Consider the following 24,978-nt stretch of genomic DNA (forward strand, 5'->3'; position numbering starts at 1 on the left):
CTACTTCCGGAGCTCGATGATGGTCTTGCCGACGCGCACCCGGGTGCCGACGGTGATGGTCGTGGGCTGGCTGATCCGCACCGACCCGACGTACGTGCCGTTGGTGGAGCCGAGGTCCTCGACGAACCACTGGTCGCCGGACGCCGCGATGCGGGCGTGCCTCGTCGAGACGTAGTCGTCGTCGAGGCGGATCGCCGCGTCGGTGCCGCGGCCGATGAGGATCGGCGCCTGCGCGAGCTCCGCGCGCTCGCCGACGTTGGAGCCCTCGGTGACGATCGCGTGGGTCGGCGCGCTCCGGCGCTTGCCGGGCTTGGGGGGCTTCGGGGCCTTCGGCGCCTTGCCGCCCCCGCCGCGCACCGCCTCCGGGACGCGCGCGCCGAACATGTCGGAGCGGATCACGGAGATCGCGGAGAGCACGAAGATCCACAGGATCGCCAGATAGGCGATGCGGACCAGGAAAAGCGTCAGCTCGGACATCCTGCCTGCCTCACCGGTCCTCGAGGATTCGTACGACGAGCGTCGTGTTGCCGATCCGGACCTCCGAGCCGTCACGCACTCCGGTCGCCGTGATGCGGTGGCCGTCGACGAGCATGCCGTTGGTCGAGCCGAGGTCGTGGACCTCGACCGCGATCCCGCGCTGGCCGCCGCCGGTCACGAAGAACTCGATGTGCCGCCGGCTCACGCCGGGGTCGTTGATGCGCAGGTCGGCGTCGGTGCCGCGCCCGACGACGAGGCCGGGCGGCTGGATCGGGTGGCGGGTGCCGTTGACCTCGAGGAACGCCCGCGCCCGGCCGACCTGGGTCTGCGTCGCGTCGCTCGTCACCTTCGCCTGCGCGCGGCTCCGGATCCGGAACCGGCCCGTGGTCAGGTCGTCGGCGGGATCGAACGCGATGGTGACCGGCCCGGGGAACACGTAGCTCTGCTCGTCGGCGTGGTCGCGCAGCTGCCGGACCAGCTCGTCCGCGAGCGCGTTGTCGTACGGCGAGAGCCGGTCGAGGTCCGTCGCGGAGAGCTCCACGTGGAAGTCGTTGGGCACCAGGCGCCGATCGCGGGAGAGGATCTGCGCGTTGTTGTCGCACTCGCGCTGGAGGGCGGCCGCGATCTCGACCGGCTGCACGGCGGACCGGAAGGCTCGGGCGAACGCGCCGGAGATCATCTCCTCGAGCTTGTTCTCGAGTCGTTGGAATCCGCCCACGTGCCCTCCTTCCATCCCAGTCGTCCGGGCGTTGCCGGGGGTCGGTCCCGGGGGTCGTGCCCGCTGCCCGGGCAGCAGAAACCGGAACCACCCGACCGGGAGGCCGGGTTTCGACGATCGTATCGGGGTCGTGCAGGTGGTCGGGGGACGGTGTGCCCGGCGCCTGTCGTCCCGGTTTGGGCGCTTCCGTGGGACTGGGATAGCCTGAGCCCGCTTCACGCGCGAGTGGCGGAATAGGCAGACGCGCACGGTTCAGGTCCGTGTGCCCGAAAGGGCGTGGGGGTTCAACTCCCCCCTCGCGCACGTGACGAAGAGGGGCCCGGGTGACCGGGCCCCTCTTCTCGTTCCTGGCTCGTCGGCGTCGATCTAGGCGCCGGCGAAGAAGACGCGGATGTCGGCGACGACGTCGTCGGGCACCTCCATCGCGGCGTAGTGGCCGCCGCGGGGGTACTCCGTCCAGTGCACGATGTTCGCGTTGTCGCGCTCGGCGAGCGCCCGGATCGTCTTGAAGTCGTCCTGGAACACGACGACGCCGATCCGGCCCTGGCTGACGACCGGGTCGATCCCGGCGTGCGCCTCCTCGTAGTGGTAGCGGGCCGCGGTCGCGTAGGTGTTGGTGAACCAGTAGAGGCTCGCCTGGGCGAGCACCTGCTCGGGCCGCACCAGGCTGGTGCCGTTGCCGAAGCTCTCGAACAGCTCGTGGTAGGCGAGCACCGCCACGGGTGAGTCCGCGAGCCCGGCGCCGATCGTCTGCGGCCGGGTGCCGTTCATCTGGTTGTAGCCGCCGACGCTCTGGAACCACCCGAGGTGCTCGAGCGCGGCGTACTCCTTCTCCCCGAAGCTGTCCATCTCGCCCGGGGCACCGGACGGGAAGGAGAACAGCTGCAGCACGTGCGCGCCGAGGAAGCCCTCGGGGTCGATGATCGCGAGCTCGCGCGAGACCATGGCGCCGCCGTCGCTGCCGTGGATGCCGTACGAGTCGTAGCCGAGCCCCCGCATCAACGTGTCGTAGGTGCGCGCGACCCGCGCCATGATCCAGGCACCGTCGGCGAGCGGCATGGAGAAGCCGAAGCCGGGCATGGACGGTACGACGACGTCGAAGGCGTCCTCGGGTCTGCCGCCGTGGGCGACCGGGTCGACGAGCGGCTCGATCATGTCGATGTAGTCCAGGACGGAGCCCGGGTACGTGTGCGCGAGGAGTAGCGCCCGGGCGCCCGGGACCTCGGACTTCACGTGGATGAAGTGGACGGTCTGGCCCTCGACCTCGGTGACGAAGTTCGGGTGCGCGTTGAGCCGGTCCTCGACCGCGCGCCAGTCGAAGGTCTGCCAGCGCCCGACCATGTCGCGCAGGTAGGCATCCGGGGTGCCGTACTCCCAGGAGTCGCCGGGGGCGGCCGGCGCGAAGCGGGTGCGCGCGAGGCGGTCGCGCAGGTCGTCGAGGTCGGCCTGCGGGATCTCGACGCGGAAGGGTCGGACGTCGAGCTCGGTGGTTGCCGTCGTGGTCATCGTCGTGCTCCTTGTTCGGGAAGAGTTGATGCGACGACTCTAGGAAGGGTTCAGGAACACTTCGTTCCGGTAATCTGAAGAACATGCACGAGACCTCCGCCCGACTGCTCGCCCTGCTCGGCCTGCTGCAGTCGCGCGCCGACTGGACCGGGGCCGAGCTGGCGCACCGCCTGGACGTCACCGACCGGACCGTGCGCAAGGACGTCATGCGGCTGCGCGGGCTGGGCTATCCCGTCGACGCCCTGCGCGGCCCGGGCGGCCGCTATCGGCTCGGCGCCGGCGCCAAGCTGCCACCGCTGCTGCTCGACGAGGACGAGGCCGTCGCCGTGGCCGTGGGCCTGCGGGCCGCCACCGGCATCGCCGGGTTCGAGGAGACGGGCACGCGAGCGCTCGCCAAGCTCGAGCAGGTGCTCCCCGACCAGCTGCGCCGCCGCGTCGAGGCATTCCGGCTCGCCGTGAGCCCCGGGCCGGTCAACACGGACTCGAATGTCGAGGACCCGGCCGTCGACGCGGAGCTGCTCGGCGAGCTGGCCGCCGCGATCCGCGACCACCAGGGCCTGCGGTGCGACTACCGCGACGAGCGATGCGAGATCGAGCCCTACCACCTGGTGAGCTGGCAGCGGCGGTGGTACCTGGTCGGCCGCGACCCCGCGACAGCTGTGTGGGCGCCGTACCGCGTCGACTGGCTGCGGCTGCGGACGCCGGGCGGGCGCCGGTTCACCCCGCTGCCGTTCCCGGGCGACCTCACCGAGTTTGTGGTCCGTGAGGTCGCGCGCGCCGGCTGGTCGGTGCACACCCGGATCCGTATCCACGCGCCCGCCGCGGAGGTCCTGGCCCGGATCAACCCGGCCGTCGGCACCGTCGAGGCGGTCAGCGACACCGAGTCCGACCTCGTCACCGGCGGCGACAGCATCGAGGTCGTCGCGGTCTGGATCAGCATGCTCGGCCTCGACTTCACGGTCACCGAGCCACCCGAGCTGGTCGCCAACCTGCGCGAGCTCTCGCACCGTTATGCCCGGGCCGTCGGCGACGCCCCCGGTGGGTGACGTCAGCCCTCGCTCTGGATGCGGCCGGTCTGGTAGGCCCACATGGCGATCTCGACACGGTTGCGGGCGCCGAGCTTGGTGAGCAGGGCGGCGACGTGGGTCTTCACCGTCGTCACGCCGATGTAGAGCTCGGTGCCGATCTCGGCGTTCGTCCGGCCGCGGGCGACGAGGGCGAGGACCTGCTCCTCGCGCTCGGTGAGCGGCTCGTGCGGCTGCGGTGCCGTGGCCGGGCCGCCGACGGCGAACGTGGAGAGCAGGCGACGGGTGATGCCGGGGGCGATGAGGGCGTCGCCGTTGGCGGCCGCGTGGACGGCCTGGACGAGCAGCTCGGGGCCGGCGTCCTTGAGGAGGAAGCCACGGGCACCGGCGCGGAGCGCGCCGAAGACGTACTCGTCGAGGTCGAAGGTCGTGATGACGACGACCGCCACCGGGTCGGCGACGCCTGCTCCGGCGAGCCGGCGGGTGACCTCGATCCCGTCGTACCCCGGCATCCGGATGTCGACGAGGAGCACGTCGGGGCGCAGCCGCTCCGACACCTCCACCGCGCCCGGCCCGTCGGCGGCTTGCCCGACGACGTCGATGCCGTCCTGGGCGTCGAGGATCATCGCGAGGCCGGTGCGCACCAGGTCCTGGTCGTCGGCGACGACCACACGAACTGTCATGCCGCGGGCTCCACGGGCAGCTCGGCGGCCACGGTCCAGCCGCGGCCGGAGGGTCCGGCACTGAACGTTCCGCCGAGCAGCTGCGCGCGCTCGGACATGCCGATGATCCCGTAGCCGGGCTGCCACGCCGGGTCGGCGGCGCCGTCGTCGTGGACGTGCACGCGCACCCGGTCGGCGTCGACGGCGACCTCGACGTCGATGCGGGTGGCGTCGCGGGCGTGCCGGCGGGCGTTGGTCAGCGCCTCCTGGGCCAGGCGGAAGACGGCGTTGTCGACGGTGGGCGGCAGCACCGATGCGTCACCGCTGAGGCGTACGACGACGGCGGGCCGGCCGTCCGGGTCGGCCAGCGACCGGAGCGAGGCGATGCCGGCGAGCGGCGCGTAGTCGACCGCCGTGCCGGCGCGCAGCACGCCCACCATGGTGCGCATCTGGGCGAGGGTCCGCGATGCCTCGTCCTCGATCGCCTCCAGCGCGCGGAGCGCGGCACCGGCGTCGCGGGCGCCCACGGTGCGGCCGGCCTGCGCCTGCACGGCGATCGCGGAGACGTGGTGAGCGACCACGTCGTGCAGGTCCCGGGCCAGGCCGACGCGCTCCTCGCTGCGGATCTGGTCGCGGCGGCGCCGGTCGAGGTCGGCCCGGGCACGCACGGTCGCACCGGCGCCGACCGCGAGCGTGAGCACGGCGTACGCCCCGGCGACGTCGCCGGCGGGCATCGGCTCGGTGACGATCGAGAACGTCGCGACGCCGAGCACGGCCGCCACGCCGAGCACGACCTCGCGGCCCGATCCCCAGCGGACGTCGGCGTAGAGGAGCACCAGGAAGAAGATCATCGCGCCGAGGCCGACCTCGTGGCGGTCGGCGAGGACGGCCGCCACCTGCACGATCACGGTCGTGCCGAACGCGACCAGCAGGCAGAGCAGCGGATGGGTGCGCCGCCACAGCAGCGTCGGGAGCAGGCCGAGCGCCATCACGATGGAGACCGGGCGCCAGGTCACGTCCGGGTTGAGGATGCCCTCGAGCACGGCCGCCAGCCCGAACCCACCGACCAGCACCCAGTCTCGCCAGACGCGGACGGGCGCGTCGTCGGAGCGGGGCTCGCGCCACAGCGCGCGCCACGCCTGCCGAGCCGAATCTGCTGCCACGGCGACAGCCTAGGGATCGCGGGGCCTCTGCGGACCGGCCGAAAGGACGACCCGCGGACCATCCGTGCGGAGGACGTGGTCCGGCCTCGACGCCGATGTGGTGGCGGGACCGCCGGCGCCAGCGTTGAGCCATGTCCAGACTTCTGTACCGCTGGGGCCGCTGGTCGGCCCGCCGCCCCTGGGTCGCCATCGCGGCCTGGCTCGCCGCGACCGTGATCGTCGTCGCGGCCTCCGCCTCCTTCGGCCGCGTGCTGGAGGAGAGCAACGCCGCCCCCGGCACCGACTCCCAGGCCGCCGCCGACCTGCTCGCCGAGGCCGGCGCCGACGGCATCACGGCGTACGTCGTGGCGCAGCCGGCCGACGGTGGTCCCTTCGACGCGCGCGACGTCGACCTCGCCGAGCTCGAGTCGGGCCTCGCGGACCTGCCGCACGTGCTCGGGGTCAGCCACGCGCTGTCCGCGGACGACCGGACGGCGGTCGTCACGCTCCAGTACCCCGCCATCGACCAGCTGGCGAAGGCCGACCTCGACGCGCTCGAGGACCTGCTGGACGAGCAGCGGGGCACGGGCGCCCTGGACCTCGAGGCCGGCGGGGACCTGCACTTCAACTTCGGGGGCGCGCCGACCAACGTCGGCGAGATGCTCGGCATCGGCGTCGCCCTGGTGATCCTCGTGGTCGCGTTCGGGTCGCTGCTGGCGGCCGGGCTCCCGGTCGCGATCGCGCTGCTCGGTCTGCTGGTCGGCGCCAGCGCCCTCCCCCTGGTCGCCTACCTCGTCGACATCCCGGTCTGGACGACGGCGATGGCCGCGATGGTCGGACTCGGGGTCGGCATCGACTACGCCCTCTTCCTGCTCACCCGCTTCCGCGAGCAGCTCGACGCCGGCATGGCGGTCCCGGACGCGGTCGGCCGCGCGCTCGCCACGGCCGGGCAGTCGATCGTGCTCGCCGGCGGGATCGTCGTGCTCGCGATCCTCGGCCTGGTCGTGGCCGGCCTGCCGTTCGTGACCGCGGGCGGCATCGGCATCGCCGTCGTCGTGCTGGTCATGGTGCTCGCGGCCACCACGCTGCTGCCGGCCCTGCTCGGCCTCGCGGGCACCCGCCTGGCCGGCCGTGGCAGGCTCGCCCGCCGGCAGGCGGCGTCGGTCGCGCGCTGGGCGCGGTGGGGCCGGCACGTCACCCGGCACGCCACGGCGTACGCCGCGGGCGGCGCGGTGCTGCTGCTCGCGCTGGCCGCCCCGTTGCTCGGCATGCGGCTCGGCCTGCCCGACCAGGGCAGCTACCCCGAGGAGCGCACCGAGCGTCGTGCCCACGACCTGGTGGCCGAGGCGTTCGGGCCGGGCGCCACCGGGCCCCTGGTCGTCGCCGTCGCTCCCGGCGCCGGTGAGACGACCGACGCCGCCGCGGCCCGGGTGGCCGGTGCCCTCCGGTCCGACCCCGGGATCGCCGGCGTCGCCGAGCCGCAGGTCTTCGCCGGCTCCGACGTCGCCGCCGTGGTCGCCCAGCCGACGACGTCGCCCCAGGACGCCGAGACCCGCGCGACCGTGACGCGGCTGCGCCAGGACGTGCTGCCGGGCGCCGTCGAGGGCGCCACCGCGCACATCGGCGGCTACCCCGCGACGATCGACGACCTCGGGGCCCGGGTGGCCGACCGGCTGCCGGCCTTCGTGGTCGCGGTGGTGCTGCTGTCCTTCCTGCTGCTGGTCGTGGTGTTCCGGTCCGTCCTGGTGCCGCTCAAGGCGGCCGTGCTGAACCTGCTCAGCGTCGGCGCGGCGTACGGCGTCATCGTGATGGTCTTCCAGTGGGGCTGGGGCGCGGACCTGATCGGGCTGGAGTCGACGATCCCGGTGATCTCCTTCATCCCGCTCTTCATGTTCGCGATCCTCTTCGGGCTCTCGATGGACTACGAGGTGTTCCTGCTCTCGAGGATCCGCGAGGAGTACCTGCGCACCGGCGACGCCGACCACGCGATCGTGCACGGCGTCGGCGTCACGGCCCGGACCATCTCCTCCGCGGCGGCGATCATGGTCGCGGTCTTCAGCGGGTTCGTGCTCGGCGCCGACCCGATCCTGAAGATGCTCGGCCTCGGCCTCGCGACCGCGGTGCTGCTGGACGCGACCGTGGTGCGGCTCGTGCTGGTGCCGGCGACGATGAAGCTGCTCGGACGCCGCGCGTGGTGGCTCCCCTCGTGGCTGGACCGCCGGATGCCGACCCTCGACGTCGAGCCGGCGCCCCTGGCCCCGGCGACCGCGACCAGCGCGTGAGAAGTTCCGGCGGGCGATGTCGAGGACGTCGGGACGGCTCCGTCCCCGGGTCGAAGGCGGCCAGAATGGGCCGCACGTACTCCGAAGGAGCACCACCATGAAGTACCTGCTGCTCAAGCACTACCGCGGCGGCCCGACCCCGACACCGACCGGCGCGATCGGGATGGACCAGTGGACGCCCGAGGAGATCTCGGACCACATCGCGTTCATGCGGCACGTGGCCGACGACCTCCGCCAGCGCGGCGAGTTCGTCGACGCGCAGGCGCTCTCGCCGGAGGGCACCTTCGTCCGGTACGACGCCGCGGGCAGCCCGCCGGTGACCGACGGGCCGTTCGCCGAGACCAAGGACCTGATCGCCGGCTGGATGGTGATCGACGTCGACTCGGTCGAGCGCGCGCACGAGGCCGCGGCGTACCTCTCCTCGGCGCCGGGCAAGGACGGGAAGCCGCTGCAGGAGTGGATCGAGGTGCGGCCGTTCATGGAGGAGCCGCCGACCGTCACCGACTGAGATCGACGGACCATGGACGAGCTGCTCCGGGACCTCACGCCCCAGGTGCTCGGTGTCCTCGTCCGCCGCGGAGCCGACTTCGCGGCGGCCGAGGACGCCGTCCAGGAGGCGCTGGTCGAGGCGGTACGCCGCTGGCCGGACGACCCGCCTGCGGAGCCGCGGGGGTGGCTGATCACCGTGGCGTGGCGCAAGTTCCTCGACGCCCGGCGCTCCGAGGTCGCCCGCCAGCGACGCGAGCTCGCCGACTTCGAGGAGCCGCCGCCGGGGCCGACCGAGGAGCACGACGACACGCTCCGGCTGCTCTTCCTCTGCTGCCATCCGAGCCTGACGCCGGCCTCGGCCGTGGCGCTGACGCTCCGCGCGGTCGGCGGGCTCACCACGCGCCAGATCGCCGAGGCGTACCTGGTGCCGGAGGCGACGATGGCGCAGCGGATCAGCCGAGCCAAGAAGACCATCGGGGCCGTCGACGTCGGTCAGCCGGGTGACCTGCGCACGGTCCTCAAGGTCCTCTACCTGGTCTTCAACGAGGGCTACACCGGCGAGGTCGACCTCGCCGCCGAGGCGATCCGGCTGACCCGGCAGCTGGCCGCCGTCAGCGACGAGCCCGAGGTCGCCGGGCTGCTGGCGCTGATGCTGCTCCACCACGCCCGGCGCGCGGCGCGCTTCACCGCCGACGGCTCACTCGTGCCGCTGGCCGAGCAGGACCGGACCCGCTGGGACACCGCCGTCATCGCCGAGGGCGTCGAGATCCTCCAGCGGGCGCTGGCCCGCGACCGGCTCGGCGAGTACCAGGCCCAGGCCGCGATCGCCGCCCTGCACGCCGACGCCCCGGCCGCCGAGGAGACGGACTGGACGCAGGTGCTCGAGTGGTACGACGAGCTCGCGCGACTCACCGACAGCCCCGTCGTCGCGCTCAACCGCGCCGTCGCGGTCGGCGAGGTCGACGGGCCGCTGGCCGGGCTGCGCGCTGTCGAGCAGGTGCCCGACGACGTACCCCGGCACACGGCGGTGCGCGCCTACCTCCACGAGAAGGCGGGCGACGTCGCGGTCGCGCACGACCTCTACACCCGGGCCGCGCGGCTGGCGACGTCATCCGCCGAGCACGACCACCTCGCCCGCCAGGCCGCCCGGACCAGACCGACCGGGTCCTAGTGGCGCCGGCTGCCCAGGATCGTGCTCAGGGCCCAGATCACCGCGATGTTGAACGCGATCACGATGACGGCCCAGAAGGGGTAGTAGGGGAGCCACGCGAAGTTCATCAGCGCGGACAGGATCGCGACCACGATGCCCGCCACCAGGGCCCAGCCCTGGCCGGCGAGGATCGCGCCGCCGATGGCCGCGACGGCGAGGCCGACGATGATGTGCACCCAACCCCACGTGGTGAGGTCGAACTCGAACACGTAGTTGGAGGTGCGGACGAAGACGTCGTCGTTCGCCGCGGCGGCGACGCCCTCCAGGAACTGGAAGATGCCGACGGTCACGAGCGCGGCGCCTGCGAAGATGCCGATGCCCTCGGCCCAGGCGCTCCCGGTGGTTGACTGAGTCATCTGCCGAGTGTGCTCCCGCCCGGGCCGCCGTGGACTCACCCGGACCGGGTGACTACGCCCTGCGGGAGGATGGCCCCGTGCTGACGAACTGGGCGGGCAACCACACGTACGCCGCAGGGCAGGTGCACGCCCCGGCGAGCGTCGACGAGCTCCGTGCGCTGGTCGCCCGCCTCGACCGGGTGCGGGCGCTCGGGACGCGGCACTCGTTCACCGACCTCGCCGACTCCGAGGGTGACCTGGTCTCGGTCGCGGAGCTCCCGCGCGAGGTCGAGGTCGACACCGACCGCGGGCAGGTGCGGGTCTCGGGCGGGCTGCGGTACGGCGACCTCGCCGAGGACCTGGCGAGCCGCGGCTGGGCGCTGGCCACCATGGCGTCCCTCCCGCACATCTCCGTCGCCGGCGCGGTCGCGACCGGCACCCACGGCTCCGGCGACCGGACGGGGTCGCTCGCCGCGGCCGTCGCCGGGCTCGAGCTCGTCGACGCGACCGGCGAGCTGCGCACGGTGCGCCGCGGTGACGCCGACTTCGCCGGCCACGTCGTCGCGCTCGGCGCGCTGGGCGTCACGACGCACGTCTGGCTCGACGTCGAGCCGACGTACGACGTCCGCCAGGACCTCTGGACGGACCTCTCCTGGGACGTCGCTGCGGAGCAGCTCGACGCGCTGACGGCGAGCGCCTACAGCGTCAGCCTGTTCACCGACTGGGCCAGCGGCGTCGTGCAGCAGGTGTGGCTGAAGAGCCGCGCGGACGAGCAGCCGCCCGCCGAGCTCTGGGGCGCGCGACCCGCGGCGAGCACGCTGCACATGCTCGCGGGCGCCGACGTCGCGGCCGTGACGCGGCAGGGCGGGGTGCCCGGCTCCTGGCACCACCGGCTGCCGCACTTCCGGATGGACTTCACCCCGAGCCGCGGCGAGGAGCTGCAGAGCGAGTACCTCGTGCCGCGCACCGAGGCGCTGCGGGCCGTCGAGCGGCTGCGGGAGCTGGCTCCGGCGTTCGCCCCGCTGCTGCAGACCTCCGAGATCCGCACGATCGCCGCCGACGACCTGTGGCTGAGCGGCGCCCACGGCCACGACGTGGTCGGCTTCCACTTCACGTGGGTGCGCGACGTCGCCGGCGTGTACGGCGTGCTGCCGGAGATCGAGGCGGCGCTGCTGGCGCTCGGCGGCCGCCCACACTGGGGCAAGTGCTTCGTCGCGGGGTCGGCCGACCTGCGCCCGCTCTACCCGCGCTTCGAGGACTTCCGGGCGCTCGTGCTGCGGCTGGACCCCGCCGGGAAGCTCCGCAACCGCTTTATCGCCCGCACGTTCGACCTCGCCTGACTACATCCCCACGGATGGGCCGGATCCGGCCCTCGTACGAGAGACTGACGGTTACCCCACTTTCCACCCCCAGGTCGGAGCCCCTGTGTCAGAGTCCCTCGCGCCGCACACGCCGGCGTACGGCGAGGTCGACCTGACGACCTGTGATCGGGAGCCGATCCACCTCCCGGGCGCCATCCAGCCCCATGGGGTGCTCCTCGCCCTCGACGCGGTGGACCTGCGGTGCGTCGTGGCGTCGGCGAACTGCGACCAGCTCCTCGGCATCCCGACCGGTGCGGCCGCCGGCGCGACCCTCGCGGCCCTTGTCGGGCCCACCCTCGCGGCGGCGCTCGCCGACCGCATCGCCGCGGACGTGACGACCGACCCGCTGGTGGTCCGACTCGACGACCTGGCGCCGCGGGCGGCGCTCGTGGGCAAGAGGGTCGACGTGCGGCACCACCGCTCCGGGAGCCGGTGGATCGTCGAGATCGAGCCCGTCAGCGGCGTGGGCACCCAGCGGCCGACGTACCGCTCGACGCGCGGTGCGATGGCCCGGCTCGCGGAGTCGACGTCCGTGCGCGATCTCGCCGACAAGCTGGCCGTGGAGATCCGCGAGCTGCTCGGCTTCGACCGGGTCATGGTCTACCGCTTCGACGAGGACTGGAACGGCGAGGTCATCGCGGAGCAGCGGCGCGACGACCTCAACTCGTTCCTGGGCCTGCACTACCCGGCGAGCGACATCCCGGCCCAGGCGCGCCGCCTCTACACGATCAACTGGACCCGCCTGATCGCCGACGTCGGCTACGAGCCCGTGCCGCTCCAGCCGGTGCTGGACCCGAAGACGGAGGCTCCGCTCGACCTGTCGCACGCCAGCCTCCGCAGCGTGTCGCCGATCCACGTCGAGTACCTCACCAACATGGGCGTCAGCGCCTCGATGTCCATCTCCCTGGTCGTCGACGGCGTGCTCTGGGGCCTGGTCGCGTGCCACCACTACTCGGGGCCGCACCGGCCCAGCCACGAGGCGCGGTCGACCGCCGAGTTCCTCGGCCAGGTCGCCAGCCAGATCGCCGCCGACCGCGAGCGCGCCGACGCGCGGGAGCGGACGCTGGCCGCCCAGACGGTGCTCGCCCGCATCATCGCGCGCATCTCCAGCAACCCGGGCTCGCCGCTCGTGAGCATGATGGAGGACCCCGAGCTGCTGACCCTGGTGCACGCGACCGGGGCGGTGCTGTCGTACGACGGCGTGGTGACCAGGCGTGGCGACGTCGACCTCGACGACGAGTCCCTGCAGCACATCGCGTCGACACTCGAGGACCCGGTCGCGTACGCCACCAGCACCGACCGGCTCGACACCCTCCTGCCCGAGCTCGCCGGCCGCACGTCGGCCGCCGGCGTCCTGCGTGTCGGGTCGGCGCACGACCGCTGGCTGCTCTGGCTGCGGCCCGAGCAGACGCGCATCGTCGACTGGGGCGGCGACCCCACCAACAAGCAGATCGCGGCGGCAGAGGGTCCCGAGGTCCGGCTGAGCCCGCGCAAGTCCTTCGAGCAGTGGAGCGAGGTGGTCCGCGGCCGCAGCCTGCCGTGGGCGCCCTGGAAGCTCGAGGTGGCCGATGCGCTCGGCAAGCACATGATCAGTCTCCTGCTGAGCCGCTCGAAGGAGCAGATCGCGATGGCCGAGTCGCTGCAGCGCAGCGTCGTCCTCGACCAGACACCGGAGGTCGCGGGCCTCGAGCTGGCGGCCAACTACCGGCCCGCGTCGACCTTCCAGCTGGGCGGCGACTGGTGGGACGTCGTCGAGCTCGACGACGGCAGCGTCGCCTTCGTCGTGGGTGACGTCGCCGGGCACGGAGTCTCCGCCGCGTCGGCGATGATCCAGGTGCGGACCGCGCTCCGCGCCTACCTCGTCGAGGGCCACTCGCCCGCGGCGGCGCTGGACCGGCTCGACCACCTGATGGCCAACCTCCTCGACCAGCGGGTCGCGACCGCCGTCGTCGGCATCGTCAACCCCGAGCGCACCCGGGTCAGCCTGGCGAACGCCGGCCACCCCGGTCCGATGCTGATCAGCGCTGCCGGCGCGGGCGACCTCGACGTACCGCTCCGGCCCCTGCTCGGGGTCGGTGCCGGCGAGGCCGTCACCGTCGACCTGCCCCTCGAGCCGGGCGCGGCGCTGCTGCTCTACACCGACGGGCTCGTCGAGCGTCGTGGCGTCGACCTGCAGGAGCGCACCGAGCGGCTGCGCTCGCTGGCCGCGGACACCTACGACGCCGCCGACCTGGAGCTCTGGCTCGACCGGCTGCTCGGCCTGCACGACGTCGGTGACGACGACACGACGCTGCTGGCCCTGCGGCTGGCGCCGTCTGCTACACAGGGGACGTGACGGAGGGCAGCGCGGTCGACACCCCGCACGACACGGCCGGGATGGTGCTCGTGCCCGGCGGGACGGCCACCCTCGGCAGCGCGCGGTTCTACCCCGAGGAGCGGCCGCTCGTGCGGGTGCCGGTCGGCGACGTGTGGCTCGACGTCCACCCGGTGACGAACGCCGAGTTCGCGCGGTTCGTCGAGGAGACCGGCCACGTCACGGTGGCCGAGGTCGCCCCCGACCCGGCCGACTTCCCGGACGCCGATCCGACGCTGCTGGTGCCCGGGTCGCAGGTCTTCACCCAGACGGCGGGCCCCGTCGACCTCGGCAACTGGACGCAGTGGTGGCGCTGGCAGCCGGACGCCTCCTGGCGCGCGCCGCAGGGGCCGGGCAGCTCGTGGGAGGAGATCCCCGATCACCCCGTGGTCCACGTCGGCTGGGAGGACGCCTCGGCGTACGCCCGCTGGGCGGGCAAGGAGCTGCCCACCGAGGCGGAGTTCGAGCACGCCGCGCGCGGCGGCCTGGTCGGCCACGAGTTCGCCTGGGGCGACGAGCTGATGCCCGGGGGGACACCGCTGGCCAACACCTGGCAGGGTCCGTTCCCGTGGCGCAGCGACGACCCCGACGGCCACCACCGCACCTCACCCGTCGGGAGCTACCCCGCCAACGGGCACGGGCTGCACGACCTGATCGGCAACGTCTGGGAGTGGACGTCGTCGCGGTGGACCGACACCCACGCCCGCACCGGCGAGACCGTCGGCGCCGCGGCGACCGCGAGCCCCTGCTGCGGGGGCAGCGTCCGGCTGGTCGAGACCGACCGGTTCGTGACCAAGGGCGGCTCCCACCTGTGCTCGCCGCACTACTGCCAGCGCTACCGCCCGGCCGCGCGGCAGGGGCACGGCGTCAACGACACCACGTCTCACGTGGGGTTCCGGTGCGTACGCCGCCCCTGACGGCGCCCCTCCGGCGCGCCTGACTCCGCGGCCGCCCGTCGGGCCTCGGCCCGCTGCTCGGCCCGCATCCGGATCCGGCTGGTCAGCGTCGTCGCGCCCATCGTCAGCACGACGACGTTGAACAGCATCTGCACGAGCACCAGCCCGCGTGCGGTCTGTCCTGCGGCATGGATGTCGCCGTACCCGATCGTGAGCAGCGTCGACATCGTGAAGTAGAGGCCGTCGAGCCTGGTCTCGAGCCCGGCGATCTGGCCGGGCTCGGAGGTCGCGAGCTTGTAGAAGGTGAGCGCGAACACGAGCACGGAGATCACGAGCGCCAGCGCGAGGCCATCGACGCGGCGGTTCGGGTCCTCGACCTGCAGGACGACCTGCCAGACGACGCCGGCCGCGAGGAGGCCGACCAGGAGCACCGTGAGCACGGCCCGGATCACGAGGTCGTCGCCGTGGGTGTTGACGGGCACGACGAAGTAGGCGCCGACCGCGAGGCCGGCGAACACGACCCCGCGCACCAGCCGCTTCCAACCCGCCACGGTCGGCCCTCCTCGGTTCACCCGCTCCGGGTGATCGCGGGGCGACCCGCGCCGCCCACGATGGGCCCATCCTGCCGGATCGAGCGGCGGCGACACGGGAGGTGAGCACCCGATGGATCTCGCCGCGTTGCGTGACCGTGCGGCGACGGCGTACCGGTCCCGTCGTGACCAGGCGAAGGACGTCGTCGACCGGATCCCGATCTTCGGCCGCCTCCTGAGCGAGTTCGTCCGGATCGAGTTCATCGACCGGTGCATGCTGATCGCCGCGCAGGGCCTGCTCGCGCTCATCCCGATGCTCGTCGTGCTGTCGGCCTTCCTGCCCCACCTCACCAGCGACGCCGTCACGTCCTTCTCGAACGCCGCCGGGGTCGGCGGCGACGGTGCCGACCTGATCGAGGGGCAGGTGAGCCGCGACGACGTCCGGACCCAGACCGGGTTGATCGGCCTCGCGATCACGATCTTCTCGGCGACCAGCTTCGCCCGCGCCGTGCAGCGGATGTACGAGCGGATCTGGGAGCGGGTGCACGTCGGAGGCGTGTCCGGTGCCCGGCGGTGCCTGCTGTGGCTGCTCGGCTGGCTGATGACGCTGCAGATCGCCGCCGCGCTGCGCCGACTCTCGGCCGGCCTCGACGGGCTGGTCGGCGACGGCCTCGAGCTCCTGCTGCAGGGGCTGGTGCTGTCCCTGATCTGGTGGGCCACCAGCTGGGTCCTGCTGTTCGGCCGCGTGCCGTGGCGCGACCTCGCCCTCGGTGCGCTGCTGACCGGCTACCTCGGCGTCGTCTACAACCGCGGGTCGTCGAGGGTGATGCCGCCGTACGTCGAGGCGAACGCCGACCAGTTCGGGACGCTCGGCATCATCCTGGCCGTGTCGACCTGGCTGATCGGCTTCGCCGCGATCATGGTCGGGGCGGCGCTCGTCGGGCGGGTCGTGTCGGAGGACCCCACGGTGAACCGGGTCGTCACGACGACGTGGGAGGCGGTGCAGGCGCACCTCCCCCGTCGGTGGCGACGAGTGCCGGCGGACGGGACAGCAGCTCCACCAGCATCAGGATGACGGCCGCGGCGACGATCAGCCAGATCGCGAACCCGCCGGTGGGGTGGTCGCGCAGCACGTAGAGGAGCAGCGCGCCGCCGAGCACCGCGACCCGGATCGGGGTCTTGTAGGTGTGCAGCGCCACGCCGAAGGCACCGGTGTCGATGCCCACCCGGTCCCCGCCCTGGCGCACGGCGCCGAAGGCCCGGCTCGTGCCGCGACGCAGGGCGGCCGGCGCTCCCTCGGGTCCGGTGACCCAGGCGACGAACGCGATCGCCAGGGCGACCACCAGCACCGCCCGGAGGTTGAGGCGGATGAAGTGGACGAGGATGTCGTAGATGGCGGCCGCGGCGTCGGAGGGCAGCTGGTCGGTCGGTACGGCGTTCAGGTAGATCTCGCGGGAGGCGTTCAGGGCTGCCCCGAGCACGATCATCGACAGCGCGAGCGCGAGGGCCCCCGCGATCAGGGTGCGGCGGCGGGACCGGCCTACGGCGACGGCGCCGATCAGGCACAGCAACGCGATGATCGGCAGCCAGGTGCTGACGGCCTCGAGCAGGCGGAAGGCCGTCTGTGCCTTGGTGATGTCGTCGGACTGGAAGATCGTGAACTGCGCGTTGATCGTCGGCAGCCGCTCGGCGAGGGTGAACCCGCGGTCGACGAGCCGCTGCTGCACGGTCTCGATGAGAGTCGCGAGGTTGATGCTGACGGCGTTGTCGCTGACGTCCACCGTGTCGGTGTCCTTGCCGGTGAGCACGGCGACCAGCTGGGTGTGGGCCTGGCGGTTGGCCTCGACCCACGCCGTCTCGAACTCCTCGGACTCGACGAGGTTGGTGACCTGCCGCTCCACGAAGCCCTCGATGGCGTCCGAGAGCGGGGTCGAGAGCGCCTGGAGGCTCGAGGCGGCCAGCGGCGGCAGGCCCCGGTTCGCGAGGGCGTCGATGGCCCGGTCGGTCACGGACTCGACCTGCAGCCTGGTCACGATCTCGGTCGTGATCCGGTCGATCACTGCTGCCTGCACGGCGGGATCGCTGGCCAGCGGCTCCACGATCTCGACGTAGCGGTCCGTGTCGGCGACCATGTCGTCCGCCCACCGGGCCACGACAGACAGCGGCGCCAGCACCGCCATCAGGATGATCAGCACGGTGGCGACGACCGGGCGCCACCACCCCCTTCGTCCCGCCGGCTCGACGGGGAGCTCGGTGGTCGGCCGGCCGTCCACCTCGGACCGCAGGCGTTCGACCTCGGCGCGCAGCTCCTCGACCTCGGACGGCCGCTCCTCGGTCATCGTGCTCCCTCTCGTCCGTCAGCTCGTGGCTCGCATCGACCGCAGCTGGAACGCCGCGACCAGCGCCAGGGCGCCGGCGACGATCAACCAGATCGCGACCAGGACGACCAGCACCCGCAGGGACAGGTCGGTGTAGACGACCAGGAAGCCGCCGAGAGCGACGCCGAGGACGCCGTTGAAGAGCGGCCAGCCCCGGCCCTCCGGCGGCGGTGCGACGATCGCCCCGAGGATGTCGACGATCCCGACGATCAGCCAGAAGACGCCGAGGATCATGCCGAGCACGAGCACGCTCTGCAGCGGGTCGCGCAGGATCAGCAGGCCGACGATCAACGCGATGCCGCCGGTCAGCCCGACCAGGGCGCGCATCCCCTCGCTGCGGTGCATCTGGAGTGCCGCCACGATCCGGAAGATGCCGGCGACGATGAGCTGGATGGCGAGCAGGACGGTGAAGACCGTGATGGTCGCGTCCGGCCAGACGATCAGGATCACTCCGAGCCCGAGCGTCACGACGCCGTACGCGAGGACGAGTCCCCAGTGCTCGGCGAGACCGCGGAGGACGGGCGGCACCTCGCGGGACCGGTCGTCGTACGACGTGGCGGTGTGCTCACCCATGGAACCTCCCGGAGACACGGGATCGACCCTTCACGATCCCGCGCGCCCGGGCGCGGTGCCTTCGCCCAAATCGGGTGGACTGGCCGGCACCGCTCAGAGCAGCTGCATCGACCGCGCGGCGGCGAGGGCGTCGCTGCGCCGGTTGACGGAGAGCTTCGCGTAGAGGCTCGAGACGTGGGTCTTGACGGTGTTCTCGGACACGAAGAGGTTCGCCGCGATGTCGGCGTACGTCGACCCGCGGGCGAGCTCGAAGAGCACGTCGAGCTCGCGCGGGCTGAGCGTGGGCCGGACCGCCACGGCGGACCGGGCCTCGCGCTCGCGCGGCCGGGCGGTCGACGGTCCGAAGTAGCTCGAGATGCCGGACAGCCCTGCAACGTCGGTCTCGAGGTCGGCCAGCCACGGGTCGCCGCTGGTCGCTGCCAGGCGACGCAGCAGATCCGGCACCGGGGTGCCGTGCCGGCTCCAGCCGAGGAACGGCACGGCGTTCTTGCGCAGCTGGGTCTCGCGCACCGCCTCGCGGAGCTCGTCGATCGCCTGCTTCCCGTCGCCGAGCCCGTCGAGGAGCTGTGCCCGGGTGACCAGGGCGAGGGCGCGGACCGCGGGCTGGTCGACCGCCGGACCGCGCGCGGCCTCGGCGAAGTGCCGGGCGGCGGCGCGCCGGTCGCCCCCGAGGTCGGCGCGCAGCCCGCTCGCCATCGAGGCCTCGGCGGCGGCGCCGAGCTCCGTCAGCTGCTCGTGGAGCCGGCCGAGGAGCGCGGCGTCGCCGGACAGGCTGGCGAGGAACGCCCGCTCGAGCAGGAGGACGACGGCGAGGTGCGCGGGCAGGGGAGGCGTCTCCAGGGGCACCTCGAGCGCCATCTCGGCACCGGAGACCGATCCGCGCGCGAGCTCCAGCCGGGCGCGTCGGGTGCGGAGCCAGAAGCGGGTCGCGAGGTCGGCGGCGTGGCTGGGCAGCTCGTCGTCCTCCAGCGTCCGCTCCCGGCGCCGCAGCGGCAGGCCGCTGAGCTCGCCGAGCTGTCGGGCGAGCCGGGCCCGGGCGACCGAGTACGGCGCCGCGACGCCACGCTCCTCGACCAGGGCGAGCACCGTCTCGGCCACCTCGACGGCTGCACTCTCGTGTCCCCGCATGTACTCGGTGAACGCCAGGTGGGACATCGCGACCACGGTCAGGGTCGGCAGGTCGTGCGTGTGGCTCAGCCGGATCGTGGCCGCGAGGTTGTCTGCGGCGGACGCGAGGTCGCCGGTCCAGTTCTGCGTGATCGCGAGCTCGCACAGCAGGATCGGGACGATCGCGGAGCCGTCGCGGGTGAGCTCGGGATCGGCGACCACGCGCTGGGCGTGCTCCATCGCCGGCCCGATCGGCTCGAGCCCGAGACGGGCGCGCATCACCCGGGCACACGCGACGCGCAGCACCGTCGCGGCGGTGTCGGGCTGGGGCTCGTGCAGGATCCGCTCGAGCCAGCGCGCCGTCGCCTCGACGTCGTTGACGAACCAGCGCTCCAGGGCGACCGCGAACCACGACCCGGGGTTGATCTCGATGGCCGACGGATGGGCGACCGCGAAGTCACGCACCGGCGCCATGTGCCCGCGCAGCAGGAGCTGCGGGCCCTCGTCGGCGATCAGGGCGGCGGCGACGTCGTGCTCGCCGATCGCCTCGAGCCGGTGCAGCGCGTCCTCGGTGACGCCGCGGGCGACGTCGAGGCGCACGGCACGCTGGACGGTCGCGGACGCGCGCATGACGTCCACCCCTCCGGACGCGATCCGCCGGCGCACGACCTCGGCGAGCAGTGGGTGGATGGAGTACCGCTCCACGGTCCGACCGCCGTCGTCGGGCTCGTGAGAGTCGGCGCGGGTCACCAGCAGGCCCGTGGCGCCGAGGTCGGCGAGGACCGTGCCCGCGTCGCTGTCGTGGGAGAGGTGCTCCGCGAGGGCCGGAGTGACGACCGGCTCGCTCGCGACGCACAGCAGCAGGTGCCGCTCGCGGGGCCGCAGGGTCGCGAACACCTCGCTGGCGACGCGGTCGGCGACCGACGGGCCGGGCTCGGCGTACCGCTGCGCGAGCGCGAGCGGGTCCGGGGCCGCTCCGACCGCGCGCGCGGTGAGCACGACGGCGGCGCACCAACCCTGGGTCCGCCGCGCGATCGCCCGGGCGACGTCGGGCGAGTCGGTGCGGGCGTGGGCCGCGACCAGGGCCGCGGACTCGGCGTCGTCGAGGCGGAGCAGCTCGCCGCGCAGGAAGGTCAGGTGGCCGAGCAGCTCGGGTGCCAGCCGGTTGAACGGGAGGTCCCAGCGCGACGTCAGCAGCAGCCGGAGCGACCCGGGATCGGTGTCGAGCAGGCCGTCCAGCGCCCGCATCGTGGCGAGTGGCAGCCGGTGGGCGTCGTCGACGACGACGAGAGCCGGCCGGCCGTCGTCGGTACGCCGCTTGAGCTGGACGAGCAGCCGCTCCGGGTCCCAGGTGGCGTCGGCGACGACCCAGGTGGCGTCGGCTGCCCGGCCGGTGCGCCGCAGCCAGCCGGCGACGCCGAGGGTCTTGCCGGCTCCTCCCGGGCCGATGAGCAGCGTGACCGCTGCCTCGGTCGCCACCTCGAGGCGGCTCCAGAGCCGCTCGCGCTGGACGTACGCCCGCGGCAGTGTCGGCACGCGACCGATCTGCGCGGTGGACCCGCGCTGCTCCCTCTTCGACATCGGTGTGGACATCGACCGCCTTGCCCCGAGCGGCTGGGTGGATGTTCCGGCTGCCATCCACCGGTTGGTCGGGACATTATGGCCCCGATCACCCCTCCGCCTCACCTGTGTCAGGTGAGGCCAGCGTGAACGTTGTGTGTCAGCGCCCCGCTCAGCTCCCGAAGACCTCGCGGAGCGCAGCCTCCTGCCGGGCGTCGATCGCCGTCGTGATGAGCTCGGCCGTGGGCCCGAGGGCCAGGACCTCGTGGAGCTGTTCGACCACGGCCCCGGAGCCGAGCACGAACAGCGCCGACGTACCCGGGGTCACGTGATCCCGGACCAGGTTGATGAAGTGGTCGTCGATGCCGACGTCGGCCAGCGACCCGCCGATCGAGCCGGTGGTCGCGCCGATCGCGGCGCCGAGGAGGGGCACGAAGAAGATCAGGCCGAAGAGCAGCCCCCAGAAGCCCTCGCCGAGCGTTCCGTCGGTGGTGGTCGGCGGCACCTGTCGGATGTGCGGGCGCCGGTCGCCCTGCGACCACTCGACGATCGCGGCGTCGTGGGGCAGGTCCGACGCCGCCGGCAGCGCCCGCTCGACGATCGCGGACGCCCACGCGGCGTCGGGCACGGTGGCGAACCGCCACACCGTCAACGTCGCCATGGGACAACGCTGGTTCCGGGGGCCTCGGGACGCCTCGCCCATTTCCGGTGATGCTTCTCCCGGACCTCCCGCCTACCGTCGATCCACGGGGCCGGGGACAGGCGGGATGGTGCGGGCGACGATGACCAGGATGCTGATCCGCGTCGACACAGCGCTGACCGACGAGCTCACCGGGGCATTCCCTCACCTGACCGCCCGCACCCAGCCGGCGACGACGACCCTCACCGGGGACGTCACCGATCAGGAGGAGCTGCAGGGAGTGCTGAACCTCCTCAGCTCCCTCGGGATCTCGGTCGTCGAGGTCGTCACGATCCCGGACTGACGGCGTCCGGCCCGTCCTTGTTGGAGATCAGCGGACGCATCCAGCTCGTCGAGGGGTCCACGTCGACCAGCAGCGCCTTGGCGAAGAGGGTCAGCGGGATCGCGAGCAGGGCGCCGAGCGGTCCGACGACCCACGCCCAGAACACGAGGGAGACGAAGGACAGCGTCGTCGACAGCCCGACCGCGTCACCCACGACCTTGGGCTGGATCACGGACTGGATCACCACGTTGAGCGCGCAGTAGACGGCGATGACCGCGAGCATCAGGCCCGGCCCGCCCTCGAGCAGCGCCAGGATGGCCGGCGGGATCAGGCCGATGACGAACCCGATGTTCGGGATGTAGTTCGTGATGAAGGCGAGCAGGCCCCAGAGGAGGGGAGCGGGCACGCCCAGCAGCGCCAGGGCGATCGTGTCGAAGACGGCGACGATCAGGCCGAAGACGGTCGAGACCGCGAGGTAGCGGCGGGTGCCCTTGGCGAACTCGCTGAGCGCGTCGATGATGGCCGGGCGGGCGCTCCGGGCACGCTCGAGCTGGCGCGGGAACGAGCCGCCGTCCATCGTCATGAAGAGCACCAGCGCGAGGATGAAGAAGAGGTTCGAGACGAGGCCCATCAGCTCCGAGAGCAGGTCGCCGATGAACCCGCTCAGCTGTCCGAGCTCGAACGACGAGCCGACCTTCTCGATCTCCGCCTCGCCGACCCCGGCCTGGGTGAGCCAGTCCGTGAGGTCGTCGACGCGCGCCTGGAACTCGTCCGCGTAACCCGGGAGCAGCGTTGCGAAGCGGGCCACCGAGACGACGACGGCCAGCGCCAGGCCGAGGACGAGCGCGTAGATCGCGACCGTGCACACGAGCGACGCGGCCCAGGAGGGCATCCAGGCGTCGAGCCACCGGCGCAGCGGGTGCGCGAGGATGGTGAGCACCAGGGCGAGGAACGTCGGGGCGAGGATGTCGGCCGACGCCCTCATGCCGGCGATGACGACGACGGTCGCAGCGAGCCCGATCAGCACGAGCACGCCCCGGGGCAGCGCCGCTCGCGCCGCTTCGCTCGTCGTCGACACGTCGTACTCCCGCCCGCCGCCGTTGGTCCGTTCATCGTGGTCAGTGCGGAGGCTCGTCGGCTCACCCGAGTTGGGTGACCTCGCAGGTGCCCGTCGTGTCTACTGTGGTTCCGCCGTCGCAGGACTGAGAGGCGACATCATGATCGGACGACGAGTCGGCCAGCCCCACCGGCCCGCCAGGCAGAAGCTCCTCGGTTGACGGCCTGGCTGTCCTCGCCCGGCGCGGCGATCAGCGCGATCCTCGTCGCGGTCGAGATCGCGATCATCATCTGCGCGCTGGTGGTGCTGCCCGGCGGGCGCCGCCCACAGACGGCGATGGCCTGGCTGCTGCTGATCATCCTCGTGCCTTTCCTCGGCATCCTCCTCTTCCTGCTCTTCGGGCGCACGAGCGTCGGTCGCAAGCGCCGCCTGGTGCAGGAGGACGTCAACGCGGCGCTGCTGGCGCGCGCCCCGCTCGAGGAGCTCGCCGACACCGGGCGGCAGGCCGAGCTCGCCCCGCTCGTCCAGGGGTTCGTGCACCTCAACCGGGAGCTCGGGGTGCTCCCGATGACCTTCGACAACACCGTCGAGCTGGTCGACGACTATGTCGGCTGCGTCGAGGCGATGGCGCGCGAGGTGGCGACGGCGGAGCGCTACGTGCACGTGCAGTTCTACATCTCGGCGTGGGACGACGTGACCGCTCCCTTCTTCGAGGAGCTGGTGCGAGCGGTGCAGCGCGGCGTCGAGGTGCGCTTCCTCTTCGACCATCTCGGCTCGCGGGGCATCCCGGTCTACAAGGAGATGCTGCGCAGGCTCGAGCGCACCGGGATCCAGTGGGCGCCGATGCTGCCGATCCGGCCGCTGAAGGGGGAGCTCCGCCGGCCGGACCTGCGCAACCACCGCAAGATCCTGGTCGTCGACGGCCGGGTCGCGTTCAGCGGCTCGCAGAACCTGATCGAGGCCACCTACGACAAGCCGAAGAACCAGAAGCTCGGCCGCGCCTGGGTGGAGCTGATGGCGCGGGTCGAGGGTCCGGCGGTGCAGGAGCTCAACGTCGTGTTCGCGACCGACTGGCTCAAGGAGACCGGCGAGGACCTGCGCCAGGTCGTCGCGGAGGTGCCGCCGCCGGCCGGCGATCGCCCGGGCGCCGTCACGGGCGTCGGGATCCAGGTGGTGCCGAGCGGGCCCGGGTTCGTCAGCGAGAACAACCTGCGCCTCTTCACCAGCATGATCTACTCCGCGGAGCGCCGGCTGTCCCTGACCAGTCCGTACTTCGTGCCCGACGACTCGTTGCTGTACGCCGTGACGACCGCGGCGCAACGCGGCGTCGAGGTCGAGCTCTTCGTGAGCGCGACGGCGGACCAGTTCATGGTCGCCCACGCGCAGCGCTCGTACTACGAGTCGCTGCTGCGCGCCGGCGTACGGATCTGGCTCTACCCCGAGCCATGGGTGCTGCACGCGAAGCACTTCACGGTCGACGACCGGGTCGCGGTCGTGGGCTCGAGCAACATGGACATGCGCTCGTTCGCCCTCAACTACGAGGTCGTCATGATGATGACCGGCCGTGAGATCGTCGCCCGGCTGGAGCAGGTCCAGGAGACCTACCGGTCCCTGTCGGCCGAGCTCACCCTCGAGGACTGGGTGGGACGCAGCCGCGGCCAGCGGTACGTCGACAACCTGATGAGACTCACCGCCACGCTGCAGTGAGGGGCCGGGATACTGGCGCGATGGGAGTCAGCCGGTGACGCGTCGGGCCCGCCACCTCCTCGTGCTGCTGCTGGGCGCGGCACTCGTCAACCTGCCACTGGTACACGCGACGCTGGTCGCCGACGAACGACCGGCCGGCTCCGACCTCTCCGCACTCGTGGTGGTCACGCTGGTCGCGGACGTCGCGCTCGTCGTGGCGGGGCTGCTGCTCTGGAGGTACGACGCGCGCCGACCGCCGCAGCTCCAGGCCGTCGCGGTCGGCGACGTCGAGCGGTGCCCGCCGGGCGCCGCGCTCGACCGGCTCGACGAGGAGACCTACCTGATCCGCGGCGAGGTGGCCGCGGTGGCGGACGACCGGGTCGTCATCGAGGTCGGCGACCGGTCAGTGGTCGTCATGCTGGCCGGGCACCGGAACCCGGTCGGTCACCAGCAGGCTGCGCAGGTACGGGCGCGGCTCGTCTGAGGATCGGCTCGCCCCGACGAGAGAGGCCGGAGACGAGCACGGCGACCATGAGCGTGGGTGCGAGGAGCACGAACGCCATCAGGCCGACCATCACGAACGATCCGACCGACACGACGACCTCCTGGACCCGAGTGACCATCGGCCGCTGGAGCAGCCATGGTCACGGTGTCCAGCGCCCGGTGCGG

General features: G+C 72.7%; 23 protein-coding genes and 1 tRNA gene. 12 read left to right on the forward strand and 12 right to left on the reverse strand.

Features of this window, described 5'->3' with window-relative positions; translation table 11 throughout:
* Both ACFQQI_RS15225 and ACFQQI_RS15230 read right to left on the reverse strand, forming a co-directional pair.
* The gene (locus tag ACFQQI_RS15225; protein WP_378564906.1) at window positions 1-477 is read right to left on the reverse strand and encodes an FHA domain-containing protein; all 477 of its coding nucleotides are present in this window, start codon (window positions 475-477) and stop codon (window positions 1-3) included.
* A gap of 10 nt (window positions 478-487) precedes the next feature.
* The gene (locus tag ACFQQI_RS15230) at window positions 488-1,195 is read right to left on the reverse strand and encodes an FhaA domain-containing protein (RefSeq protein WP_378564909.1); all 708 of its coding nucleotides are present in this window, start codon (window positions 1,193-1,195) and stop codon (window positions 488-490) included.
* A 219-nt stretch (window positions 1,196-1,414) separates the two neighbouring features.
* Here ACFQQI_RS15230 and ACFQQI_RS15235 point away from each other — a divergent pair.
* Window positions 1,415-1,498, forward strand: a tRNA-Leu gene (locus ACFQQI_RS15235).
* 63 nt (window positions 1,499-1,561) lie between these two features.
* Here ACFQQI_RS15235 and ACFQQI_RS15240 read toward each other — a convergent pair.
* Window positions 1,562-2,701: an epoxide hydrolase family protein gene (locus ACFQQI_RS15240; RefSeq protein ID WP_378564912.1), complete on the reverse strand. Its 1,140-nt coding sequence runs from the start codon at window positions 2,699-2,701 to the stop codon at window positions 1,562-1,564.
* 83 nt (window positions 2,702-2,784) lie between these two features.
* On the opposite strand from ACFQQI_RS15240, the gene ACFQQI_RS15245 reads away from it, so the two are divergent.
* Window positions 2,785-3,747, forward strand: coding sequence for a helix-turn-helix transcriptional regulator (locus ACFQQI_RS15245; protein WP_378564915.1), 963 nt, complete (start codon window positions 2,785-2,787; stop codon window positions 3,745-3,747).
* Between the two features lie 2 nt (window positions 3,748-3,749).
* Here ACFQQI_RS15245 and ACFQQI_RS15250 read toward each other — a convergent pair whose 3' ends face one another.
* A complete protein-coding gene (locus tag ACFQQI_RS15250) occupies window positions 3,750-4,409 on the reverse strand; it encodes a response regulator (protein ID WP_378564918.1) in 660 nt (219 codons plus the stop codon).
* Complete coding sequence (locus tag ACFQQI_RS15255) at window positions 4,406-5,551, reverse strand: sensor histidine kinase (RefSeq protein ID WP_378564921.1); 1,146 nt, start codon at window positions 5,549-5,551, stop codon at window positions 4,406-4,408. The genes ACFQQI_RS15250 and ACFQQI_RS15255 overlap by 4 nt, the downstream gene beginning before the upstream one ends.
* Window positions 5,552-5,682: 131 nt before the next feature.
* Between ACFQQI_RS15255 and ACFQQI_RS15260 the strand changes: the two genes are divergently transcribed.
* From ACFQQI_RS15260 to ACFQQI_RS15270, 3 genes are all read left to right on the forward strand, one after another.
* Window positions 5,683-7,812, forward strand: a complete 2,130-nt coding sequence (locus ACFQQI_RS15260) for an MMPL family transporter (protein ID WP_378564924.1) — start codon at window positions 5,683-5,685, stop codon at window positions 7,810-7,812.
* 97 nt (window positions 7,813-7,909) lie between these two features.
* A complete protein-coding gene (locus ACFQQI_RS15265; RefSeq protein WP_378564927.1) occupies window positions 7,910-8,320 on the forward strand; it encodes a YciI family protein in 411 nt (136 codons plus the stop codon).
* 12 nt (window positions 8,321-8,332) lie between these two features.
* Window positions 8,333-9,472, forward strand: a complete 1,140-nt coding sequence (locus tag ACFQQI_RS15270) for an RNA polymerase sigma factor (protein ID WP_378564930.1) — start codon at window positions 8,333-8,335, stop codon at window positions 9,470-9,472.
* Here ACFQQI_RS15270 and ACFQQI_RS15275 read toward each other — a convergent pair.
* Window positions 9,469-9,867, reverse strand: coding sequence for a hypothetical protein (locus tag ACFQQI_RS15275; RefSeq protein WP_378564933.1), 399 nt, complete (start codon window positions 9,865-9,867; stop codon window positions 9,469-9,471). The genes ACFQQI_RS15270 and ACFQQI_RS15275 overlap by 4 nt on opposite strands.
* A gap of 77 nt (window positions 9,868-9,944) precedes the next feature.
* Here ACFQQI_RS15275 and ACFQQI_RS15280 point away from each other — a divergent pair, with 77 nt between their 5' ends.
* The 3 genes from ACFQQI_RS15280 to ACFQQI_RS15290 all read left to right on the forward strand — a co-directional run bounded on the left by ACFQQI_RS15280 (window position 9,945) and on the right by ACFQQI_RS15290 (window position 14,477).
* On the forward strand, window positions 9,945-11,186 hold the full coding sequence (locus ACFQQI_RS15280; protein WP_378564936.1) for an FAD-binding protein: 1,242 nt from the start codon (window positions 9,945-9,947) through the stop codon (window positions 11,184-11,186).
* Between the two features lie 85 nt (window positions 11,187-11,271).
* A complete protein-coding gene (locus tag ACFQQI_RS15285) occupies window positions 11,272-13,542 on the forward strand; it encodes a SpoIIE family protein phosphatase (protein ID WP_378564939.1) in 2,271 nt (756 codons plus the stop codon).
* A complete protein-coding gene (locus ACFQQI_RS15290; protein WP_378564942.1) occupies window positions 13,539-14,477 on the forward strand; it encodes a formylglycine-generating enzyme family protein in 939 nt (312 codons plus the stop codon). Before ACFQQI_RS15285 ends, ACFQQI_RS15290 begins: the two co-directional genes overlap by 4 nt.
* Here ACFQQI_RS15290 and ACFQQI_RS15295 read toward each other — a convergent pair.
* A complete protein-coding gene (locus tag ACFQQI_RS15295; protein WP_378564945.1) occupies window positions 14,444-15,007 on the reverse strand; it encodes a potassium channel family protein in 564 nt (187 codons plus the stop codon). The two genes, ACFQQI_RS15290 and ACFQQI_RS15295, sit on opposite strands and share 34 nt — an antisense overlap.
* A gap of 112 nt (window positions 15,008-15,119) precedes the next feature.
* On the opposite strand from ACFQQI_RS15295, the gene ACFQQI_RS15300 reads away from it, so the two are divergent.
* Window positions 15,120-16,061, forward strand: coding sequence for a YhjD/YihY/BrkB family envelope integrity protein (locus ACFQQI_RS15300; protein WP_378564948.1), 942 nt, complete (start codon window positions 15,120-15,122; stop codon window positions 16,059-16,061).
* Here ACFQQI_RS15300 and ACFQQI_RS15305 read toward each other — a convergent pair.
* From ACFQQI_RS15305 to ACFQQI_RS15320, 4 genes are all read right to left on the reverse strand, one after another.
* Complete coding sequence (locus ACFQQI_RS15305; protein ID WP_378564951.1) at window positions 15,967-17,325, reverse strand: hypothetical protein; 1,359 nt, start codon at window positions 17,323-17,325, stop codon at window positions 15,967-15,969. The genes ACFQQI_RS15300 and ACFQQI_RS15305 overlap by 95 nt on opposite strands.
* Before the next feature lie 18 nt (window positions 17,326-17,343).
* A complete protein-coding gene (locus tag ACFQQI_RS15310) occupies window positions 17,344-17,937 on the reverse strand; it encodes an HdeD family acid-resistance protein (RefSeq protein ID WP_378564954.1) in 594 nt (197 codons plus the stop codon).
* A 93-nt stretch (window positions 17,938-18,030) separates the two neighbouring features.
* On the reverse strand, window positions 18,031-20,637 hold the full coding sequence (locus ACFQQI_RS15315; protein WP_378564957.1) for a LuxR C-terminal-related transcriptional regulator: 2,607 nt from the start codon (window positions 20,635-20,637) through the stop codon (window positions 18,031-18,033).
* A gap of 139 nt (window positions 20,638-20,776) precedes the next feature.
* Window positions 20,777-21,265: a DUF1269 domain-containing protein gene (locus tag ACFQQI_RS15320; RefSeq protein ID WP_378564960.1), complete on the reverse strand. Its 489-nt coding sequence runs from the start codon at window positions 21,263-21,265 to the stop codon at window positions 20,777-20,779.
* Between the two features lie 130 nt (window positions 21,266-21,395).
* Here ACFQQI_RS15320 and ACFQQI_RS15325 point away from each other — a divergent pair, with 130 nt between their 5' ends.
* The gene (locus ACFQQI_RS15325) at window positions 21,396-21,587 is read left to right on the forward strand and encodes a hypothetical protein (RefSeq protein ID WP_378564963.1); all 192 of its coding nucleotides are present in this window, start codon (window positions 21,396-21,398) and stop codon (window positions 21,585-21,587) included.
* Here ACFQQI_RS15325 and ACFQQI_RS15330 read toward each other — a convergent pair.
* Entirely contained in the window at window positions 21,571-22,644 is a 1,074-nt protein-coding gene (locus ACFQQI_RS15330) for an AI-2E family transporter (RefSeq protein ID WP_378564966.1), read from the reverse strand. The two genes, ACFQQI_RS15325 and ACFQQI_RS15330, sit on opposite strands and share 17 nt — an antisense overlap.
* A 195-nt stretch (window positions 22,645-22,839) precedes the next feature.
* On the opposite strand from ACFQQI_RS15330, the gene cls reads away from it, so the two are divergent.
* Both cls and ACFQQI_RS15340 read left to right on the forward strand, forming a co-directional pair.
* On the forward strand, window positions 22,840-24,330 hold the full coding sequence (gene cls, locus ACFQQI_RS15335) for a cardiolipin synthase (RefSeq protein ID WP_378564969.1): 1,491 nt from the start codon (window positions 22,840-22,842) through the stop codon (window positions 24,328-24,330).
* A gap of 34 nt (window positions 24,331-24,364) precedes the next feature.
* Window positions 24,365-24,793 (forward strand): hypothetical protein, encoded by a 429-nt coding sequence (locus ACFQQI_RS15340; protein ID WP_378564972.1) that lies wholly within the window; start codon window positions 24,365-24,367, stop codon window positions 24,791-24,793.
* Window positions 24,794-24,978: the final 185 nt, after the last annotated feature.

The sequence above is a fragment of the Nocardioides sp. GCM10030259 genome, from assembly GCF_042666375.1.
Taxonomy (GTDB): domain Bacteria; phylum Actinomycetota; class Actinomycetes; order Propionibacteriales; family Nocardioidaceae; genus Nocardioides.

What these genes read in the sequence shown, in the direction of transcription:
- ACFQQI_RS15225 (WP_378564906.1), bottom strand. Translation starts at nt 477, where the DNA reads ATGTCCGAGCTGACGCTTTTCCTGGTCCGCATCGCCTATCTGGCGATC.
- ACFQQI_RS15240 (WP_378564912.1), bottom strand. Translation starts at nt 2,701, where the DNA reads ATGACCACGACGGCAACCACCGAGCTCGACGTCCGACCCTTCCGCGTC.
- ACFQQI_RS15245 (WP_378564915.1), top strand. Translation starts at nt 2,785, where the DNA reads ATGCACGAGACCTCCGCCCGACTGCTCGCCCTGCTCGGCCTGCTGCAG.
- ACFQQI_RS15250 (WP_378564918.1), bottom strand. Translation starts at nt 4,409, where the DNA reads ATGACAGTTCGTGTGGTCGTCGCCGACGACCAGGACCTGGTGCGCACC.
- ACFQQI_RS15260 (WP_378564924.1), top strand. Translation starts at nt 5,683, where the DNA reads ATGTCCAGACTTCTGTACCGCTGGGGCCGCTGGTCGGCCCGCCGCCCC.
- ACFQQI_RS15265 (WP_378564927.1), top strand. Translation starts at nt 7,910, where the DNA reads ATGAAGTACCTGCTGCTCAAGCACTACCGCGGCGGCCCGACCCCGACA.
- ACFQQI_RS15270 (WP_378564930.1), top strand. Translation starts at nt 8,333, where the DNA reads ATGGACGAGCTGCTCCGGGACCTCACGCCCCAGGTGCTCGGTGTCCTC.
- ACFQQI_RS15275 (WP_378564933.1), bottom strand. Translation starts at nt 9,867, where the DNA reads ATGACTCAGTCAACCACCGGGAGCGCCTGGGCCGAGGGCATCGGCATC.
- ACFQQI_RS15300 (WP_378564948.1), top strand. Translation starts at nt 15,120, where the DNA reads ATGGATCTCGCCGCGTTGCGTGACCGTGCGGCGACGGCGTACCGGTCC.
- ACFQQI_RS15305 (WP_378564951.1), bottom strand. Translation starts at nt 17,325, where the DNA reads ATGACCGAGGAGCGGCCGTCCGAGGTCGAGGAGCTGCGCGCCGAGGTC.
- ACFQQI_RS15310 (WP_378564954.1), bottom strand. Translation starts at nt 17,937, where the DNA reads ATGGGTGAGCACACCGCCACGTCGTACGACGACCGGTCCCGCGAGGTG.
- ACFQQI_RS15315 (WP_378564957.1), bottom strand. Translation starts at nt 20,637, where the DNA reads ATGTCCACACCGATGTCGAAGAGGGAGCAGCGCGGGTCCACCGCGCAG.
- ACFQQI_RS15320 (WP_378564960.1), bottom strand. Translation starts at nt 21,265, where the DNA reads ATGGCGACGTTGACGGTGTGGCGGTTCGCCACCGTGCCCGACGCCGCG.
- ACFQQI_RS15325 (WP_378564963.1), top strand. Translation starts at nt 21,396, where the DNA reads ATGCTGATCCGCGTCGACACAGCGCTGACCGACGAGCTCACCGGGGCA.